We start from the raw sequence: 16,535 nt of genomic DNA, 5'->3' as shown, positions 1-16,535 counted from the left end.
CTCCCAGTGGTGTGCGCACACCTTATGGCGCGGCGGCGCGTTCCGGGCGAACCACGGCCGCCGCGTCGGAGACCAGGCGCGCCATCGCCACCGGGTGCGTCATCGGCAGGTAGTGCCCGGCGCCCGGGACGACGACGAGCCTGCCGTGCGCGGCCGCGGCGAGGAACTTGCCCTCGTGCCACCGGAAATGGTCGTGCCCGCCGTTGACGAACCAGGTGCGGCCGGGGAAGCTGGCGACTCCGTCGAGGACGTCGAAACCGGAGACGGCGGTCAGGATGTCGGGAATGACCTCGGTGGCGATCCCGCCCGCCAGCGCCGCGTCCCGCGATTCCGGCGGCAGCACCCTGCCGAAGATCCAGCGGGAGAGACCGTCGCCGTCGTCGGGACGAGTGGACAGGAACCGGTGCATCAGCCGGAACGGCGTCCCGAACCCGCGCCCCGGCACCATCGTGGCCCCGGCGACGACCAGACCGGCGATCCGCTCCGGATGCCGCGCCGCCGCGGCCATCGACACGTAGCCGCCGAGCGAATGGCCGACCACGAGCGCGCGGCCGCCGAGTTCGTCCACCGCGGCGGCGACGGTGGCCGTCGCCGCGTCCATCGTGAAAACCTCGCCGCGACGGGCACCGTGCCCCGGCAGGTCGACGGCGCGGAACTCTTCGCCCAGGCGCGCCGCGACCGGCGACCACGCCGAACCGCTCAGCCGCATCCCGTGCACCAGCACGATCGGAAGCCCGGTCATCGCTCACCCTCCTCAACCAATGCAACGCACCGTTGCGTTGCGACTTAACCACGGGCGCCTAGTACAACGCAACGGTGCGTTGCACTAGGGTGGGAGAATGACGTCACCACGCCGCGGGCCGCGCAAGGCGCAGGAGATCTTCGCGACCACGCTCGCGCTGCTCGCCGAGCACGGCTACGACGGGCTCGCCGTCGAAGCGGTCGCGGAACGGTCCGGGGTCAACAAGACCACGCTCTACCGCTGGTGGCCCTCGAAGGACGCCTTGCTCGCGGCGGCACTGCGCGACTCGGACGCGCTCGAGTTCAGCGTGCCGGACACCGGCACGCTGCGCGGCGACCTGCGCGCGCTCATCGGCCTGATCAGGGACCTGCTCACCCGGCCGCCGAGCGCCCAGCTCGTCACCGCCGCCTTCGCCGCCGCGCCACGGCGGCCCGAACTCGGCGGCGTCATGCAGGCGTTCTTCGCCGACCGGATGGCACGCGAGCGGCCGGTGTTCGAGCGCGCGATAGCCAGGGGCGAGCTGCGGGCGGACGTGGACCCGGTGGCGATCATGGACCTGCTCGGCGGCGCGATCTGGTTCCGCGTCCTGCTCCGGTCCGGCGAGGCCGGTGACGGCTACCTCGACGAACTGGTGGACCTCGTGCTGCGCGGCACCGCGCCCTGAGCTAACGCTGCGGCGCGAGCCCTCGCCCGCAGGCCGCCGCGCGCTCCCTGAGGAGAGCCTGCTCGCGGACGTTGCCGGTCATCTCCGCGGCGCGCTCGAACTCCGCGCGCGCTTCGTCGAACCTGCCGACCTTCGCCAGCAGGTCGCCCCGGACGCTCGGCAACAGGTGGTACCGCTTCAAGGACGGCTCGTCGACCAGCGCGTCGACGAGTTCCAGCCCGGTCCCGGGCCCGAACGCCATGGACAGCGCCACGGCGCGGTTCAGCTCGACGATCGGGGACGGCGTCAGGTGCGCGAGCGCGGTGTAGAGGGCGGCGATCCGGACCCAGTCGGTTTCTTCGGCGGTCCGGGCCCTCCCGTGGCAAGCGGCGATCGCGGCTTGGAGGCGGTAGGGGCCGCGCCGGTCGTCGATCGACTCGGCGCGCTCCAGCGCGGCCAGCCCGCGGCGCAGCAGCACCTGGTCCCAGCGCGCACGGTCCTGTTCGAGCAACAGCACCGGATCGCCGTTGCGGTCGACGCGGGCACGCGAGCGCGACGCCTGGATTTCCATCAGCGCGACCAAACCGTGCACCTCCGGCTCGCCGGGCGCCAGCTCCGCCAGTATCCGGCCGAGCCGCAGGGCGTCCTCGCACAGCGCGGGGCGCATCCAGTCGTCGCCCGCGGTCGCGGCGTAGCCCTCGTTGAAGATCAGGTAGACGACTTCGAGCACCGACGCCAGCCGTTCGTCCAGCTCGTCCCGGTCCGGCATTTCGAACGGCACGCCGGCGTCGGACAGCGCGCGCTTGGCGCGGACGATCCGCTGGGCCACGGTCGCCTCCGAGACCAGGAACGCCCGCGCGATCTCCTTCGTGGTCAGTCCGCCGAGCAGCCGCAGGGTGAGCGCGACGCGTGCCTCGGTCGCCAGGATCGGATGGCAGGAGATGAACACGAGCCGCAGCAGGTCGTCGCCGACCCCGGCGTCGAGCGCGTCGAGATCGGGTCCCGGCGCGTCGGGCTGGGTTTCCAGATCCCGCGCCAGTTCGACCTGTTTGCGTTCGAGCCGCTCGTTTCGGCGGATGAGGTCGATCGCGCGCCGTTTCGCGGTCGTCATGAGCCAGGCGCCGGGGTTGCGGGGCACTCCGGACTCCGGCCACTGTTCGAGCGCGGCGACCATGGCGTCCTGCGCGAGTTCCTCGGCGACGCCGATGTCGCGGACGAGCCGGGCCAGCCCGGCGATGACCTTCGGGGATTCGATCCGCCACACGGCCTCGATCGCGCGGTGGGTGTCGGTGTCCGTCACGGGAGAAATAGAGCATCCCGGCGACGTCACCGCAAGCGGCTCACCGGGTACCGCGCACGAACCGTTCTCCGGTCTCCTTGACGTACTCGGCGAATTCGGGCGGACCGTCCACTTCGAACTCGGCGCCGACCGCGGCGAGCAGCAGGATCGGCCAGTCGAAGGAGTCGACCTTCATCACCAGGCGGCACGAGCCGTCACCGAGATCGGTGAACTCGCCCCAGCGCCGCACCTCGGCGGGCACCGCGTCGGCGGAGGTCCGCAGCGTGACGGTCAGCTCGTGCGGCTGGGAGGCCGACGAGATCCGGTCGCGCACGAACGCGCCGGCATCGCCGCCGGGCAGCTCGCGCTGGCGGAACCGGTGCCCGGTGGCGCGGGGTTCGGCGAGCCGGTCCACCCGGAACGTGCGCCAGTCGTGGCGTTCGGCGTCCCACCCGACGAGGTACCAGCGTCCGCTCAACGACACCAGGCGATGAGGTTCCACGAGCCGCTCCGTCCGCTCCCCCGCACGCGCGGTGTAGGTGAAGCGGAGGCGCTCGTCGTCGCGGCAGGCCTGCGCGAGCACGGTGAGCGCCCCGGCATCGACGGCGGGACCGGCATTCCACGCCGTGCGGACCGTGAACGAGCGCAACGCGTCCACCCGGCGCCGCAGGCGCGGCGGCATCACCTGGATGACCTTCGTCAGCGCGCGCACCGAGGTCTCCTCGACGCCGTCGACCGCGCCCGAAGCCGCCGTGCGCAGCCCGACCGCGATCGCGACCGCCTCCTCGTCGTCGAGCAGCAGCGGGGGCATGGCGGCTCCCGACTGGAGCTGGTAGCCGCCTGCCACACCGCGGTTCGCGTCGACCGGATATCCGAGGTCGCGCAGCCGTTCGACGTCGCGCCGCAGGGTCCGTTCGCTCACTTCGAGCTTGCCGGCGAGTTCACTTCCCGGCCAGTACCGGTGGGTCTGCAACAGGGACAGCAGCCTCAGCATGCGTGCGCTCGTGTTCGCCATGGCTCCAGGATCCCGTTGATTCAGGCCGGAAAGTGACCGGTTCGGATCCTAACTCCTCCGCGGTGACGTCACCGGCTCGCCGAACCAGCGGGAAAGATGCGCGTCCAGGTCCCGCTGATCGTCGCCGACCCAGGCCACGTGGCCGTCGGGGCGCAGCAGGACGCACGGCACGTCCAGTGCCGCGGTGGGATCCGCGAGGTGATCGACCCGGTCCGACCAGCCGCCGACGGTCAGGCGTTCGGTGCGGTCCAGCAGCAGGCCTCGGCCGCGGTGCAGGAGGTCGTAGAGGCGGCCTTGTTTCACCTCGACGTCGCGCAGGCGGCGGCCGAGCAGGTCGGGGCCTGCGCCGCTGTGCTGATCGTTCGGCTCGCGAGCTTCGCCGAAGTCGTAGCGGATGTCGATCGCGGTGATCTTCTCGATCAGGTGGCGGTTCACCTCGTCGAAGTCCATCAGTTCGGTGAGCAGCCTGCGCACCGCCCGCGGGCCCGGTTCGGTCGACGACAGCTCCATCTGGGCGCGGGTGTTGTCCAGCACGTCCTCGGCGACCGGATGGCGTTCGGCGTGGTAGGTGTCCAGCAGCGCTTCCGGCGCCCATCCGCCGAGCTGTGCGGCCAGTTTCCAGCCGAGGTTGACCGCGTCCTGAACACCGAGGTTGAGGCCCTGGCCGCCGGTGGGCGGATGGATGTGCGCCGCGTCGCCGGCCAGCAGCACCCGCCCGACCCGATAGCGTTCGACGAGCCGGGTGGCATCCCCGAAGCGGGACAACCAGCGCGGGGAGTGCACGCCGAAATCGGTTCCGGCGAGCGCGCGCAGCTGGTGCCGGAAGTCTTCGAGGGTGGGCGGTTGCGCGCGGTCGCTGACTCCCGCGGCGGGAACGACGACGCTGTAGATCCCTTCGCCGAAGGGACGGAGCCAGAACCGTTTGCTGGCGTCGCCTACTTCGCGCATCTTCTCGGCGATCTCTTCTTGCGGTACGCCCGCTTTCATTTCGCCCATCAGCGTTTCGGTCCGCGAGGGCTCGCCGGGGAAGCCGACACCGAGCAGTTTGCGCACGGCGCTTCGGGCACCGTCGCAGCCGACGAGATAGCGCGAACGCAGCTTTTCCCCGTTGGCCAGTTCGACCGTGACCCCCTCGTCGTCCTGCTCGACACCGGCCACCGCGCACCCGCGCCTGACCTGTGCGCCTAGCTCGACCGCGTGCTCTTCGAGCAGACGAACGACGACCGGATGCTGGATGCCCAGCAGGTAGGCGTGCGCGGAATCGAGGCCCTCAGGCGCCGGCTTGTCGATGCCGGCGAAGAAACCGCCCGCCGGGCGCTGTCGACCGTGCGGGAGAAGGCGATCCAGCAGTCCGCGCATGGCCATCAGTTCGAGACTGCGAATGTGCAGGCCGACGATGCGCACGAACGACGCGGGCTCGTTTTCCTTTTCCAGCACCAGTACCCGCACGTCGTGCAGCCGCAGCTCGGCGGCGAGCATCGCGCCGGTCGGGCCGCACCCGGCGATGACCACATCGAACACGGGAGGCGTGCTATCGGCGCCGGATGCCGAGGACGGTGCGGCGGTGAACTGCGAAGAAGGGTGCATAGGTGTGCCTTTCGGGAGTGCCTTGGCGGCGCTCCCGGCGACACCTACGTCAGTCGCCCGACCGTGACGGGCAGGGGGAGCACCCATTTCGATGCAGCGTTCATGGGTCTCACCTCCTCGGGCGGTGTCACGGTCCGCTGCAAGATACCGGCACGGGCGGCACCCCGTCCAATCCTTTTCCCGCCGCGTGAGCACGACCTGTGCTGGAGTGCGCTCGACCCGCGAATCGGGTCCGAACGGCTCAAGGCGCGCGTGCGCGCAACCCCGACGCGCGCACCGACGTAGTACCCGGTGTGAAAGTCCAGAAGATCACGATGGCGGTGGCCGTGCTCGCCACCGCGCTCGCGTTTCCGGCCGCGGCACAGGCCAGTACCGGCCGCGGTCCCGTCAAGGTAGCCGCGTACGACCTCGGGGACGGCGCGTTCCAGGACCCGGCCGTTCCGGGGCCCATCGAACTCGCCGCCGTCGTGCACTACCCGGCCCGGTTGGGCAGCACTCCCCGGCCGTTGATCGTGCAACTCCACGGATCCTGGTGGACCTGCGCGGACCGCCGGGCCGAGGCGGACCTGCGCGCCGCCGAGCAGCGCCACGACGAAACGGCGGCTCGTCAGGCGAGGGAGGCGCTCGGCGGCTGGCCGTGTCGCCCCGGAGTTCCGCCGCTACCCAGCGAGCGGGGGTACGACTACCTCGGAGACCAGCTGGCGCGCGCGGGTTTCGTCGTGGTTTCCTTGCGCGCCAACGGAATCAACGCGGCGGGGACGGGTCTCGATGCGTACGGAGCCCGAGCGCGCCTGATCAACAAGCACCTCGCGATGTGGCGGGACCTGTCGGCAACCGGCACCGGGGACCTCGCGGGCAAGCTCGTCGACCCGGCGACCGGGCGCCCCGACCCGATCGACTTCCGCGGCAGGGTGGACATGACCGACGTCGGCACGATGGGGCACTCCCGCGGCGGGAAGGCCGTGATGTGGCAGGCCTCCGACAAGCACCGGGCCGAATGGCCGGCGGGCGTGCGGATCAGGGCGGTGTTCGCGCTGGCACCGGTGTACTTCCACTACCCCGAAGAGGACATCGGCGACGACCTGGTCACCACGATCCCGTTCACGGTGCTGACGGGAAGCTGCGACGGGGCGGTCGGCACCGTGGGCACCGGCTATGTCAAGGACGCCCGTGGCAAGAACCCCGGCCCGCTCGAGGCGATTTCCTTGCACGGAGCCAACCACAACTTCTACAACACCCAGTGGTCACTCGGCGGCGGCCAGGTCATGGCCGAGGACGATGCCCTGCGCGAGCCGGGAACGCCCACCGGGCGATGCCACGGCATCGGCGCCGACAAGGACACCGACCGCCAACTGACCGAAGAGCGGCAACGCCGACTCGCGTCGAAGTACATCATCGCGTTCTTCGGCCATCGCCTGTGACGGGCGGAGTTCTTCACACCAGGCGTCGCAGGGAACGCCGGAGCCGCGTGGTCAGCGAGGTGGGTGCGGGCACGGTACGGCTCGGCGCGCGCGGCGGCACGGTCACCGCGATCAGACCGCCGTCGACGAGGATCAGCCAACTGCCGCACAGGCATTGCCGGTAGCTGACCCTGCCGTCGGAGACGGGGTGGGTCGAACCGGTGTCGAGGCGTTCGCCCGCGGGCCAGCCGCAGCGCGGGCAGGTGGTGTTCGTGGTCATGGTCGAAGCGTGCTGTAATAGTTCAGTGCACTTCAACCCTTACGGCGGCGCGGCGGCCCAGATCGCCGCCGCGCTGGTCAACGCCGGCCCCGGCACGGCCGCCGAGCTTTCGGCCGTCCTGCGCGAGCACGGGGCGACCATGGGCACGATCTCCCCTGCCGAGGCGGGCGAAGTGTTCGCCTGGGCCAAACGGCTGCGCGCGGTGTTCGAAGCCTCTTCATCGGAACTCGCCGTGGACCTCGTCAACGAGCTGCTCGCCGACTCCGCGTGCCGCCCGTTCGTCTCCCGCCACGACGGCCTCCGCGCCCATCTGCACTACGCCCGCGAGGACGAGGGCGTGCTGCGCCGCATCCGCGCCTACACCGCGGGCGGACTGGCGCACCTGGTGTGCGAGGACCCCGACCGGTTCGGCCGCTGCGCTCGCGAGGGCTGCGCGACCGTGTTCGTGGACACCTCGCGCAACGGCAGGCGCCGATTCTGCTCCACGCGCTGCGCCACCAGGGTGCACGTCGCCGAACATCGCGTACGGGCCGCCGCGGCCGGGTAGCGTTCCGGCGCCGCGTCAAGGTTGCGCGGCAAGCCTTTCCCGCTCGGCGAGGAACTCGTCGAGCAACTCGAAGAGCACCTTCAGAAGACGTTCTTCCTCCTCGTACGTGAAGTCTTGCTCGCCCTGCCAGCCCGGCTTGGCGATCTGCATGACCTGGCCCGCCCAGACGAGGTTGGCGCCGACCTCGTAGTTCGCCATCAGCCACTCGCGCCACCCGGTCAAACCCGGTTCGCCGTACCGGCGCGCGGCTTGGTCGTACCCCATCATGAAATCGGTCGCGGCGCGGAAGGACGTTCTCCCCACGAACATGCCGACGCGCTTCGCGAACTGGGCGAAGTACTCGCGCTCACTCATCTCGAGCAGATCCTTCATCCTTGGAGTCTGCCCGGTTTCACCACTGGCGGTGGTGAAACCGGGCAGAAGGTCGCGGCATAGAGTGGCAGACATGAGCAAGCGCTTAGTGGCATTGGGAGACTCGTTCACCGAGGGCGTCGGGGACGACGATCCGCGCGCCGCCAACGGTGTCCGGGGCTGGGCGGACCGGGTGGCCGCACAGCTCGCGGCCGACGTCCCGGACTTCCGCTACGCCAATCTCGCGATCCGGGGCAGGCTGCTCGGCCAGGTCCTCGACGAGCAGCTCGAACCGGCCCTCGCCATGACGCCCGATCTCGTGACGCTCTACGCGGGCGGCAACGACCTCATGCGCCCGAAGGTCGATATCGACGCGCTGCTCGAACGGTACGACGACGCCGTCGCGACGCTGCGTTCCACCGGCGCGACGGTGGTCCTGTTCACCGGCGTCGACGGCGTCGAAGATCCGCTCTTCCGCAAGATGCGCGGCCGCACCGCGATCTACAACGAGCTCGTGCGCGGTATCGCGGCACGACGGGGCGCGCTGCTCGTGGACATGTGGCCGATGCGGCAGCTGCGCGACCGCCGGATGTGGTCGGCCGACCGGCTGCACCTCAACTCCGCCGGGCACACCGAGGTGGCCATCGAGGTGCTCCGGGTACTCGGCGTCCCGCATTCGCTCCCACCGATCGCACTCGCCCCGGCGCCGGTCGTCGACCCGCGCTCGCGGCGTTCGGAGGACCTGAGGTGGGTGCGCGAGCACGCGCTGCCGTGGATCAAGCGCAGGGTCCGGGGAGAATCGTCTGGCGACACGGTCACGCCGAAGCGGCCGGAGCTCCTTCCGGTGCTCGACGGCCAGGCCTGAGCCCGTCGAGCAGCACCTCCACGACCCGCTCGCGCAGCGCGCCCTCGGGGACCTGGTCCACCGCGCGCGACGCGCCGACGATCACCGGGAGTAGTTCGCCGAGCCCGATGTCGGCGCGGACCGCGCCCGCGGACTGGGCGCGTTCGAGCAGCGTTCGCAGCCCACCGCGTACGCCGAGGCCCGTTTTCAGCTCAGGTCGGGGCGCGGGCGCACCCGCGGCGGCGAGCGCGTCGGAGTAGGCGTTCTTCTTGGCCGCCATGGTGATCCAGCGCCGCAACAGCTCGTAGAAGGCGGCGCCGGGATTCTCGGCGTCGGCGAGCGACGCGGCCTCGTCGGCGAACTCCCGCACCAGTTGGCGCAGCACCGATTCCAGCAGCGCTTCCTTGGTCGGGAAGTGCCGGAACACGGTGCCGACGCCGACCCCCGCCGCCTTGGCGACCTGCTCGGTCGACGCGCCGGTCCCGTGCTCGGAGAACACTTCCGCCGCGGCGGAAAGGACGCGCTCGCGGTTGCGTCGCGCGTCGGCACGCAGCGGTTTGGGTTCGGTCACGGGTGCCGATGGTAATCACCGGCCTCGGCGTTCGGGTGGGTAGTGATCACCAAGCTGGCAATCGGCCAGCAGGCATGAGATCTTGCCCTATCGGGTGACGGCGGTCACAGGAGGTAGTAGCGATGGTGCTCGGGAACGACGAAGCGGACAAGGCCCTCAAGGCGAAGGAAACCCAACGATCGGCACAAGTCCGGCGCGCGGCGGTGGCCAGCGCGATCGGCACCACCATCGAGTGGTACGACTTCTTCCTCTACAACACCGCGGCCGCGTTGATCTTCCCGCAGCTGTTCTTCCCCGCGTCGAGCAGCTACGCCGGTGCGATCCAGTCGTTCGCGACCTACGCCGTGGGGTTCGCCGCGCGCCCGATCGGCGCCGCCATCTTCGGCTACTGGGGCGACCGCATCGGCCGCAAGGCCACGCTCATCGTCACGCTGCTCGCGATGGGCATCGCCTCGGGACTCGTCGGCGTGCTGCCGGGCACCGCGACCATCGGCCCGGCCGCGCCCCTCATCCTGGTGGCACTGCGGCTCATCCAGGGCATCGCGATCGGCGGCGAGTGGAGCGGTTCGGTGCTGCTCGCGATGGAATGGGGTGATCAGCGCAAACGCGGACTGCTCGCGAGCTTCGCCCAGATCGGCGTCCCGGTCGGCCTCGTGCTCGGCACCGGCGGAATGACGCTGCTGTCGGCGCTCCTCTCCCCCGCAGCGTTCAACTCGTGGGGCTGGCGACTGCCGTTCCTGGCGAGCCTGATCCTGGTCGCGGTCGGACTCGTCATCCGGCTGCGGATCCTGGAAACCCCGATGTTCGCCAAGGTCGTCGCCGAGAAGCGGACCTCGGCCAGCCCCGTCGTCGAAGTCGTCAAGCACCACTGGCGCGAGATCCTGCTCTCGGCGGGCCTGCGGTTCAGCGAGCAGATGCCGTTCTACCTGTTCACCAGTTACGTCCTGGTCTACGTCGTCGAACAACGCCACATCGGCAAGACGTTCGTGCTGAACGCCGTGCTCGTCGCGGCCGCGCTCGAACTCGGCACGATCCTGTGGTTCTCGCAGCTGTCCGACCGGATCGGCCGCAAACGGGTCTACCTCAGCGGCGCGGTGCTCACCGGCCTCATCGGTTTCCCCTACTTCGCGATACTCCAGAACGGCGCGCCGACGCTCATCTTCTTCGCCATCGTGATCGCGATGATCCCGCACGCCATGCAGTACGGGCCCCAGGCGGCGCTCATCGGCGAGAGCTTCCCGACCCGGCTGCGCTACGGCGGTGCCGGGATCGGCTACCAGCTCGCGTCCGTGTTCGCCGGCGGGCCCGCGCCGCTGCTGGCGACCTGGCTCCTGCACACCACCGGCACGCCGTACGCGATCGCGGGCTACATCGTGGTGTCGGCGGTGATCACGGTGATCTGCGGCCTCCTGCTGAAGGACCGCTCACGCGCCGACATCGACGACGACGTCACCTACCACCGCGCCGGACGGGGACCGAAGCCCGCGTAGCAAACGAGACCGGCCACTCCGAGCACCACCGCCGTGATCATCGCGGCAGTGGAGCCCGCGGGCTGCGCGAGCCAGGTGACCACCGGCAAGGCGCCGGTCGGATCGGGCGGCACCAGCAACAGGATCGCGGCCCAGCCCAGTGGCGGGGCCCACGCCAGCCTGCCGCCGAGCACCGTCGCGCCGAGCGCGGTCAGCCCGGAGAGCCCGGCCACGTCCCGCCACACCACGCCAGCAGGCAGCAGCGGCGGGTCCACTGTGGACCAGAGTGCGAGCACGGCCCCCGCTGCCGCGGCCGTGGCCAGCAGCAGGTGCGCGGCCCGGCGCACCGGCCACCTGATCGACGCCGTGCGGTCCAGCTCCGGATCGTCGCCCGCGAGCCCCGACCCCCACGCCCCCGTCGCGATCGCCATCGCGATCAGTCCGAAGTAGAGCGTCGAGTCGCTGACGCGCGCCAGCGCCAGCAACGCGGCCACCGAGACGACCATCGCGGCCAACGCGGCCGGGATTCCCCTCGAACGCGCGTAAAGCACCACGAATCTCATTGCCCGCCACCGGAGGCGAGCACGTCGAGCAGGTCGCCGTCGCACCGCAAGGCGGCCGAGCGCAGCGCCGCGACCCGGCGGAGCTGTTCCGGTTCCGGCAGTGCGCGAAGCGCGTCCCACGCGGGCAGGGCGACCTTGTCCACGTCGGCTCGCCGGTACGAACCCGGCAACGGGCGGTACTGACCCGCCAGCCACGCCGCCGCGACCGTGCGTGCCGCGCGCTCGCGGACGAACCGCTGGTCCGACTCGTCGCGGGAACCGAGGCAGGTCCTCGTCCCCGCGCCCGCGAGGAACGCGGTCTTCAGATCGTCCGCCGTCGGCGGCATGACCCCGTTGACCGGCCCCCAGACGTAGTTGTTGGTGTCGAAGGGAACCGTCGCAGGGTCGTAGCGCACACCGCCGTTGTACGGCTGGTGCACCGTTGTCTGCTGAACGCTCGTCGGTGCGTCCGGCAGTTTCGCGAGCAACGCCAGCGCGGCGCGGCCAGGACCGGCCACAGTGGACAGCAGTGACTCGTTCACCTTGGTGACGCACACCTTCTGCGGCCCCTCCGTGCAGACCGGTGCGGCCGCGTCGGCGTCGACCGGGTAGGCCGTCGCCTTGTCGGCGGGCAGGATCGGCAACGCGACGGCCACGCCCACGAGCACGGGAAGCACCGCGACCAGGCGCCCCCGCACCGATCGGGCGGCCAGCAGCGCGAACGCGGTCGCCCCGAGCCCGGCGAACCACACCGCTTGCCCGACATCGACCGAAGCCGCGACGGTGGTGAACCCGTCGCTCGGCCCGTTCATGGCGGGCGAGAGCAGGCCGACCCGGTACGGCACCGCCCCGTCGGCCACCGTCCCGCTGCCCGGCGTGCTCAGCAGCAGGATCACCGCGGCGAACCCGACGGCCGTCATCAGCGGCGGGGTCAGCAGGTACGGCGCCAGCGACGCGACCGCCATGCCCGCCCAGAAGCTCGCCACCAGCGCGAGCAGACCGACCAGGAGGATCGGCAGCCAGCCGAACGAGAAGTACGCGCCGTGGAACAGCACTTGCACCGCACCGACCAGGAACGTCACGAGCGCCCCCGAGCCGAGGCCGATCCCGACCGCGGCGGAGAGCACGGCGATCCGGTGCCACCGCGGTTTCGGCACCGACGCCATCAGCTCGCCGACCCCGGACCGATGATCGCGCAAGCCCTGAACCGCGCCCGCGCCGAGCACGAACGGCCACGAGAACATCAGCAGATTTCGCTGCCACATCGCCGAAGCCGTCCACTCGGTCGTCCACTGGGCGTGGCCGTTCTGCCACGGCCCGGTCAGCAGGTACAGGATCGCCAGCGACGCGACCACGAACAGCAGACCGACCGGCAGCGCCGACGAACGCCGCAGTTCGATACCGAGGATCCGTTTCACGCTGACCTCCGATGCTCGGCCAGCAGCGCGGAGTAGCCCCGTTCGGTGTCGCTGTCCCCGGCGTCGGACCCGGTGCCCGCCGCGGCGAGATCCGCCGCCGAGCCCTGGAAAACCAGTTCACCCTCGTCGATCAACGCGACATCCGTGCAGGCCGCCGCGACGTCCTCGACGAGATGCGTCGACACCACGACACAGGTGTCCGCGCGCAGGTCGTGCAGCAGCTCGCGGAACTGCATGCGCTGCGCCGGATCCAGCCCCGCGGTCGGCTCGTCGAGCAACAGCACGGCCGGGTCGTTCACGATCGCCTGCGCGATACCGGCACGACGGACCATGCCACCGGAGAGCGTCTTCATCTTGTCGTCCGCCCGGTCGGCGAGCCCGACTCGCTCGATCGCCCGCTGCACCGCACCCGGCACGTCCTGCTTCGGCATTTCCTTCAGCCAGGCCAAGTACTCCACGAACTCGCGGACGGTGAACCGCCGGTAGTAGCCGAACTGCTGCGGCAGGTACCCGATCCGGCGGCGAACCTCGCGCAGGTCCCGCGACCGCCGCACGTCCTGCCCGAACAGCTCCAGCGCCCCGCCCGACGGGCGCACGATCGTGGCCAGTGCCCTGATGAACGTGGTCTTCCCCGCGCCGTTGGGACCGAGCAGGCCGTGCACGCCGACCCCCAACGACAGATCGAGCCCGTTCACCGCCCGCCGCCGTCCCGCCTTCACGACGAGCCCCTCGGCCTTGACCTCCCACGCGTAGGTCGTGGGTGCGACCTCGCTCGCGCTCACCGTGCGCACCATGTCGTCTTCCTTCCCGGTCATCGCTGGCTCGTGAGCTTGGTGAAGGCAGGCGCCCTCAGTACGAGGACGGCGGCGGCCAGCAACGCCACCGCGCCCCAGATCGGCATCGCCCACGGTTCGAACGCCGTGGGCAGCCGCATTTGGAACAACGCGGGCCCGACCACGAACAGGCACCACAGGCCGCCCACGGCGATCGACGCGCGCGTGACCCCGACGAACCCGCCGAGCGCGAGCGTGCCCGCGGTGAAAGCCAGGCACGGCAACAACCCCAGCGCCGGTGACGTCCCCGCGAGCACACCCGCCACCACGAGCGCGGGCAGCACCACCACCAGCACGCTCAACGTCCGCCGCAGCACCAGGTACAGCCCCGACCGGGGCGTCCCCGCCACCAGCTCCCACGCGGGATCGAGGCCCCTCGTCCACACCGCGGCCACCCCGAACAGCGGCAGCACCGGGGACAGCAGCAACAGCAGCGACGGCCGGGACCCGCCGAACACCCCGATCACGTCGAACAACAACGCGATCGCGGTGACCAGCACCGACATCCCGATCCACGGCACCATCGCCGGCGTGGCCCAGGTGCTCAGCCACGCGGCGAACCGGTTGTGGCCCAACGCCTTCGGCCTCCGTACGACCTCAGCGTCCACAATGGAATCCACGCTGGACCACACGGAGTCGACGAGCGCGCTGACCGCGGGGCCGTCGGACCGCACCACCTCCGCCAGCTTCGCCCGGCAGAGCGCGCACCCCTCCAGATGCGCCTCGACCGCCCACTCGGCTTCCGGCGGCACCGGCTGCCCGAGCGCGTACCGCTCGATCAGCTCCGCCGACACGTGGCCACCGCTCGTTCTGTCCGTCATCTCGCGCCTCACCATGTCGCTGCCTCCCGGGATCCCGGATCACCGAACTTCAGCGCTTCCAACGTTTCGCGCATCGACGCGCGCGCACGCCGCGCCCGCGTCTTGACCGTTCCTTCCGGCACACCGAGCAGCACCGCGGTCTCCCGCACCGACAGACCGTCGAGCACCATCGCCTGGAGCACTTGGCGCAGTTCGGGCGCCAGCCGCGCGAGCGCGTCCCCGACGCCGTCGCCGACCGTCGCGGCCAGGGCCTCCTCTTCGGCGGCGGGCGCCACGTCCGCGATCGCGGCGGCGGGCGGCGGCTGCGCGTGGCGGGCACGGCGCCGGAACGCGTCGATGAGCCGCCGCGCCGCGATGGTCCACAACCAGCCCATCGCGCTGCCGTCCACGGACGCACCGGAGAACCGGTCGGCGGCACGCCACACCGCGAGGAACGTTTCCTGTAGCACCTCGGCCACGATCTGCTCGTCGGCGCACCGCCGCCGCAACCGCACGGTCAGCCACGGACTGGTGCGCCGGTACAGCTCCTCGAAGGCCGCCCGGTCGCCCTTGGCGACCCGGCGCACCAGCTCCGCGTCATCGGCCTCACCTCGCGCGGCCGACGTACTGGGGAATCCCTTCACACCCGGCCAGACGCCGCGACCGCGACCGCGGTTCTCGAATTCGAGTGATCCACGTCACGAAAAAGCGGCCGGGGTTCGGACACCACTGGTCCGAACCCCGGCCGCTCCTCGTGCACGGGGTGTTATTGCTGGCGGGGCGGTCCTTGCGGGCCACCCTGCTGTGGGAACGGGCCGCTCGACGGACCCTGCGGCGGCTGCTGCTGCGGGTACGCGCCACCGCCCTGCCCGTACTGCCCGCCGTACGGGGGCTGCTGGGGCTGCTGCGGGTACGGCGGCGGGGCCGGGGCCTGGTGCGGCGGCGGGCTCGGCTGGTGCGGCGGGATCTGCGCGGACGGCTGGCGCTTCGGCAACTCCGGCGTCGGCGCCTCCGGCGCGGGCTCAGGCTCGGGCTCCGCTTCCGGCTCCGGCTCCGGTGCGCGCAGGGTCGGTCGCGGCACCGAGGGGCGTGCCGAACTCGTGCCGAGCGGACCCGGAACCTCTTGGCGCGCCACGGCTTCCGCGGCCGCGACCGCCTCGGCGACCTTCGGGTCGCTCTTCGTGTCGAACCAGCCGGACACCTCGTCGTCTTCGAGATCCGGCTTCTCGACGGTCTCTTCCTTGGGCGGCTCGTAGCGGAAGACGCCGTCGTCGCCCGGCGCGCCGAGGGTGCGCGCGAACCCTTCCAGCGCCTTGCCGTAGTCGCTCGGGACCAGCCACACCTTGTTCGCGTCGCCCTGCGCCATCTGCGGCAGCGTCTGGAGATACTGGTACGCCAGCACTTCCGGCGTCGGGCGGCCAGCCTTGATCGCGGCGAACACCTTCTCGATCGCCTTCGCCTGCCCCTGCGCCTGCAGGTACCGGGCCGCGCGTTCACCCTGTGCGCGCAGGATCCTGGACTGCCGCTCGGCCTCGGCACCGAGGATGGTCGCCTGCCTGGCACCTTCCGCAGCGAGGATCTGGCTCTGCTTCTGCCCTTCCGCGGTCTTGATCGCGGACTCCCGCTGACCTTCCGCGGTGAGGATCATCGCGCGCTTCTCCCGGTCGGCGCGCATCTGCTTCTCCATCGAGTCCTGGATGGAGGGCGGCGGGTCGATCGCCTTCAGCTCCACTCGCGCGACCCTGATCCCCCACCGGCCGGTCGCGTCGTCGAGCACGCCGCGCAGCTGGCTGTTGATCGAGTCGCGCGAGGTCAGCGTCTGCTCGAGGCTCATGCCACCGACCACGTTCCGCAGCGTGGTGGTGGTCAGCTGCTCGACACCGACGATGTAGTTCGAGATCTCGTACACCGCCGCGCGCGAATCGGTGACCTGGAAGTACACCACCGTGTCGATCGACACGGTGAGGTTGTCCTCGGTGATCACCGGCTGCGGCGGGAACGAGACGACCTGCTCGCGGAGGTCGATCCTGGCGCGCACCTTGTCGAAGAAGGGCACCAGGAAGTTCAGGCCGGGCGAGGCGACCGTGCGGAACCGGCCCAGCCGCTCGATCACCGCCGACTGGGCCTGCGGCACCACCATGATCGCCTTCGCGACCGTGACGATCACGAACAGGATGATTATCGCGACGACGATGATCGCTGCGGTCGTCAACT

18 protein-coding genes are annotated in these 16,535 nt (G+C 70.9%); 5 read left to right on the top strand and 13 right to left on the bottom strand.

All coding sequences use genetic code 11. The features are described from left to right. Positions 1-22: 22 nt before the first annotated feature. Positions 23-742: an alpha/beta fold hydrolase gene (locus tag HUW46_RS42910; protein ID WP_215544368.1), complete on the bottom strand. Its 720-nt coding sequence runs from the start codon at positions 740-742 to the stop codon at positions 23-25. A gap of 97 nt (positions 743-839) precedes the next feature. Here HUW46_RS42910 and HUW46_RS42905 point away from each other — a divergent pair, with 97 nt between their 5' ends. Then, positions 840-1,406, top strand: a complete 567-nt coding sequence (locus HUW46_RS42905; RefSeq protein WP_215544367.1) for a TetR/AcrR family transcriptional regulator — start codon at positions 840-842, stop codon at positions 1,404-1,406. Position 1,407: 1 nt separating this feature from the next. Here HUW46_RS42905 and HUW46_RS42900 read toward each other — a convergent pair whose 3' ends face one another. From HUW46_RS42900 to rox, 3 genes are read right to left on the bottom strand one after another with little or no spacing between them, the layout of a single operon-like run. Beyond that, complete coding sequence (locus HUW46_RS42900; RefSeq protein WP_215544366.1) at positions 1,408-2,685, bottom strand: RNA polymerase sigma factor; 1,278 nt, start codon at positions 2,683-2,685, stop codon at positions 1,408-1,410. A gap of 40 nt (positions 2,686-2,725) precedes the next feature. Further along, entirely contained in the window at positions 2,726-3,679 is a 954-nt protein-coding gene (locus HUW46_RS42895; RefSeq protein WP_215544365.1) for a helix-turn-helix transcriptional regulator, read from the bottom strand. A 48-nt stretch (positions 3,680-3,727) separates the two neighbouring features. Further along, positions 3,728-5,200, bottom strand: coding sequence for a rifampin monooxygenase (gene rox / locus HUW46_RS42890; protein WP_256451404.1), 1,473 nt, complete (start codon positions 5,198-5,200; stop codon positions 3,728-3,730). Between the two features lie 359 nt (positions 5,201-5,559). Here rox and HUW46_RS42885 point away from each other — a divergent pair, with 359 nt between their 5' ends. Continuing rightward, a complete protein-coding gene (locus tag HUW46_RS42885) occupies positions 5,560-6,687 on the top strand; it encodes a hypothetical protein (RefSeq protein ID WP_215544364.1) in 1,128 nt (375 codons plus the stop codon). A gap of 13 nt (positions 6,688-6,700) precedes the next feature. On the opposite strand, the gene HUW46_RS42880 is transcribed toward HUW46_RS42885, so the two are convergent. Beyond that, a complete protein-coding gene (locus HUW46_RS42880; protein ID WP_215544363.1) occupies positions 6,701-6,946 on the bottom strand; it encodes a hypothetical protein in 246 nt (81 codons plus the stop codon). Positions 6,947-6,971: 25 nt separating this feature from the next. Here HUW46_RS42880 and HUW46_RS42875 point away from each other — a divergent pair, with 25 nt between their 5' ends. Further along, complete coding sequence (locus HUW46_RS42875) at positions 6,972-7,493, top strand: CGNR zinc finger domain-containing protein (RefSeq protein WP_215544362.1); 522 nt, start codon at positions 6,972-6,974, stop codon at positions 7,491-7,493. 15 nt (positions 7,494-7,508) lie between these two features. Here the strand turns inward: HUW46_RS42875 and HUW46_RS42870 are convergent, their stop codons facing one another. Beyond that, positions 7,509-7,865, bottom strand: a complete 357-nt coding sequence (locus HUW46_RS42870; RefSeq protein WP_254125525.1) for a hypothetical protein — start codon at positions 7,863-7,865, stop codon at positions 7,509-7,511. 73 nt (positions 7,866-7,938) lie between these two features. Here HUW46_RS42870 and HUW46_RS42865 point away from each other — a divergent pair, with 73 nt between their 5' ends. Next, complete coding sequence (locus HUW46_RS42865; protein WP_215544361.1) at positions 7,939-8,709, top strand: SGNH/GDSL hydrolase family protein; 771 nt, start codon at positions 7,939-7,941, stop codon at positions 8,707-8,709. Here HUW46_RS42865 and HUW46_RS42860 read toward each other — a convergent pair. Then, positions 8,660-9,259: a TetR/AcrR family transcriptional regulator gene (locus tag HUW46_RS42860; protein ID WP_215544360.1), complete on the bottom strand. Its 600-nt coding sequence runs from the start codon at positions 9,257-9,259 to the stop codon at positions 8,660-8,662. The genes HUW46_RS42865 and HUW46_RS42860 overlap by 50 nt on opposite strands. Positions 9,260-9,381: 122 nt before the next feature. On the opposite strand from HUW46_RS42860, the gene HUW46_RS42855 reads away from it, so the two are divergent. Further along, the gene (locus tag HUW46_RS42855) at positions 9,382-10,749 is read left to right on the top strand and encodes an MFS transporter (RefSeq protein ID WP_215544359.1); all 1,368 of its coding nucleotides are present in this window, start codon (positions 9,382-9,384) and stop codon (positions 10,747-10,749) included. Here the strand turns inward: HUW46_RS42855 and HUW46_RS42850 are convergent. The 6 genes from HUW46_RS42850 to HUW46_RS42825 all read right to left on the bottom strand — a co-directional run bounded on the left by HUW46_RS42850 (position 10,713) and on the right by HUW46_RS42825 (position 16,533). Then, positions 10,713-11,291, bottom strand: coding sequence for a hypothetical protein (locus HUW46_RS42850; RefSeq protein WP_215544358.1), 579 nt, complete (start codon positions 11,289-11,291; stop codon positions 10,713-10,715). The two genes, HUW46_RS42855 and HUW46_RS42850, sit on opposite strands and share 37 nt — an antisense overlap. Further along, positions 11,288-12,688: a hypothetical protein gene (locus HUW46_RS42845; protein ID WP_215544357.1), complete on the bottom strand. Its 1,401-nt coding sequence runs from the start codon at positions 12,686-12,688 to the stop codon at positions 11,288-11,290. Before HUW46_RS42845 ends, HUW46_RS42850 begins: the two co-directional genes overlap by 4 nt. Then, positions 12,685-13,479, bottom strand: a complete 795-nt coding sequence (locus HUW46_RS42840) for an ABC transporter ATP-binding protein (RefSeq protein ID WP_215550448.1) — start codon at positions 13,477-13,479, stop codon at positions 12,685-12,687. The genes HUW46_RS42845 and HUW46_RS42840 overlap by 4 nt, the downstream gene beginning before the upstream one ends. Before the next feature lie 20 nt (positions 13,480-13,499). Next, positions 13,500-14,342 (bottom strand): zf-HC2 domain-containing protein, encoded by an 843-nt coding sequence (locus HUW46_RS42835; RefSeq protein ID WP_215544356.1) that lies wholly within the window; start codon positions 14,340-14,342, stop codon positions 13,500-13,502. An 8-nt stretch (positions 14,343-14,350) separates the two neighbouring features. Continuing rightward, positions 14,351-14,965, bottom strand: a complete 615-nt coding sequence (locus tag HUW46_RS42830; protein WP_215544355.1) for an RNA polymerase sigma factor — start codon at positions 14,963-14,965, stop codon at positions 14,351-14,353. Positions 14,966-15,087: 122 nt separating this feature from the next. Continuing rightward, positions 15,088-16,533, bottom strand: a complete 1,446-nt coding sequence (locus tag HUW46_RS42825; RefSeq protein ID WP_215544354.1) for an SPFH domain-containing protein — start codon at positions 16,531-16,533, stop codon at positions 15,088-15,090. Positions 16,534-16,535 lie beyond the last annotated feature (2 nt).

The sequence above is a fragment of the Amycolatopsis sp. CA-230715 genome (assembly GCF_018736145.1).
Classification (GTDB): Bacteria; Actinomycetota; Actinomycetes; order Mycobacteriales; family Pseudonocardiaceae; genus Amycolatopsis.
The sequence above is the reverse complement of the archived record's forward strand: the minus strand, read 5'-3'. Positions and strand labels throughout refer to the sequence as shown.

Bases quoted from the DNA above. Each gene is read 5' to 3' on its own strand.
- HUW46_RS42910 (WP_215544368.1), bottom strand. From the start codon at position 742: ATGACCGGGCTTCCGATCGTGCTGGTGCACGGGATGCGGCTGAGCGGT.
- HUW46_RS42905 (WP_215544367.1), top strand. From the start codon at position 840: ATGACGTCACCACGCCGCGGGCCGCGCAAGGCGCAGGAGATCTTCGCG.
- HUW46_RS42895 (WP_215544365.1), bottom strand. From the start codon at position 3,679: ATGGCGAACACGAGCGCACGCATGCTGAGGCTGCTGTCCCTGTTGCAG.
- HUW46_RS42880 (WP_215544363.1), bottom strand. From the start codon at position 6,946: ATGACCACGAACACCACCTGCCCGCGCTGCGGCTGGCCCGCGGGCGAA.
- HUW46_RS42870 (WP_254125525.1), bottom strand. From the start codon at position 7,865: ATGAAGGATCTGCTCGAGATGAGTGAGCGCGAGTACTTCGCCCAGTTC.
- HUW46_RS42865 (WP_215544361.1), top strand. From the start codon at position 7,939: ATGAGCAAGCGCTTAGTGGCATTGGGAGACTCGTTCACCGAGGGCGTC.
- HUW46_RS42855 (WP_215544359.1), top strand. From the start codon at position 9,382: ATGGTGCTCGGGAACGACGAAGCGGACAAGGCCCTCAAGGCGAAGGAA.
- HUW46_RS42850 (WP_215544358.1), bottom strand. From the start codon at position 11,291: ATGAGATTCGTGGTGCTTTACGCGCGTTCGAGGGGAATCCCGGCCGCG.
- HUW46_RS42835 (WP_215544356.1), bottom strand. From the start codon at position 14,342: ATGACGGACAGAACGAGCGGTGGCCACGTGTCGGCGGAGCTGATCGAG.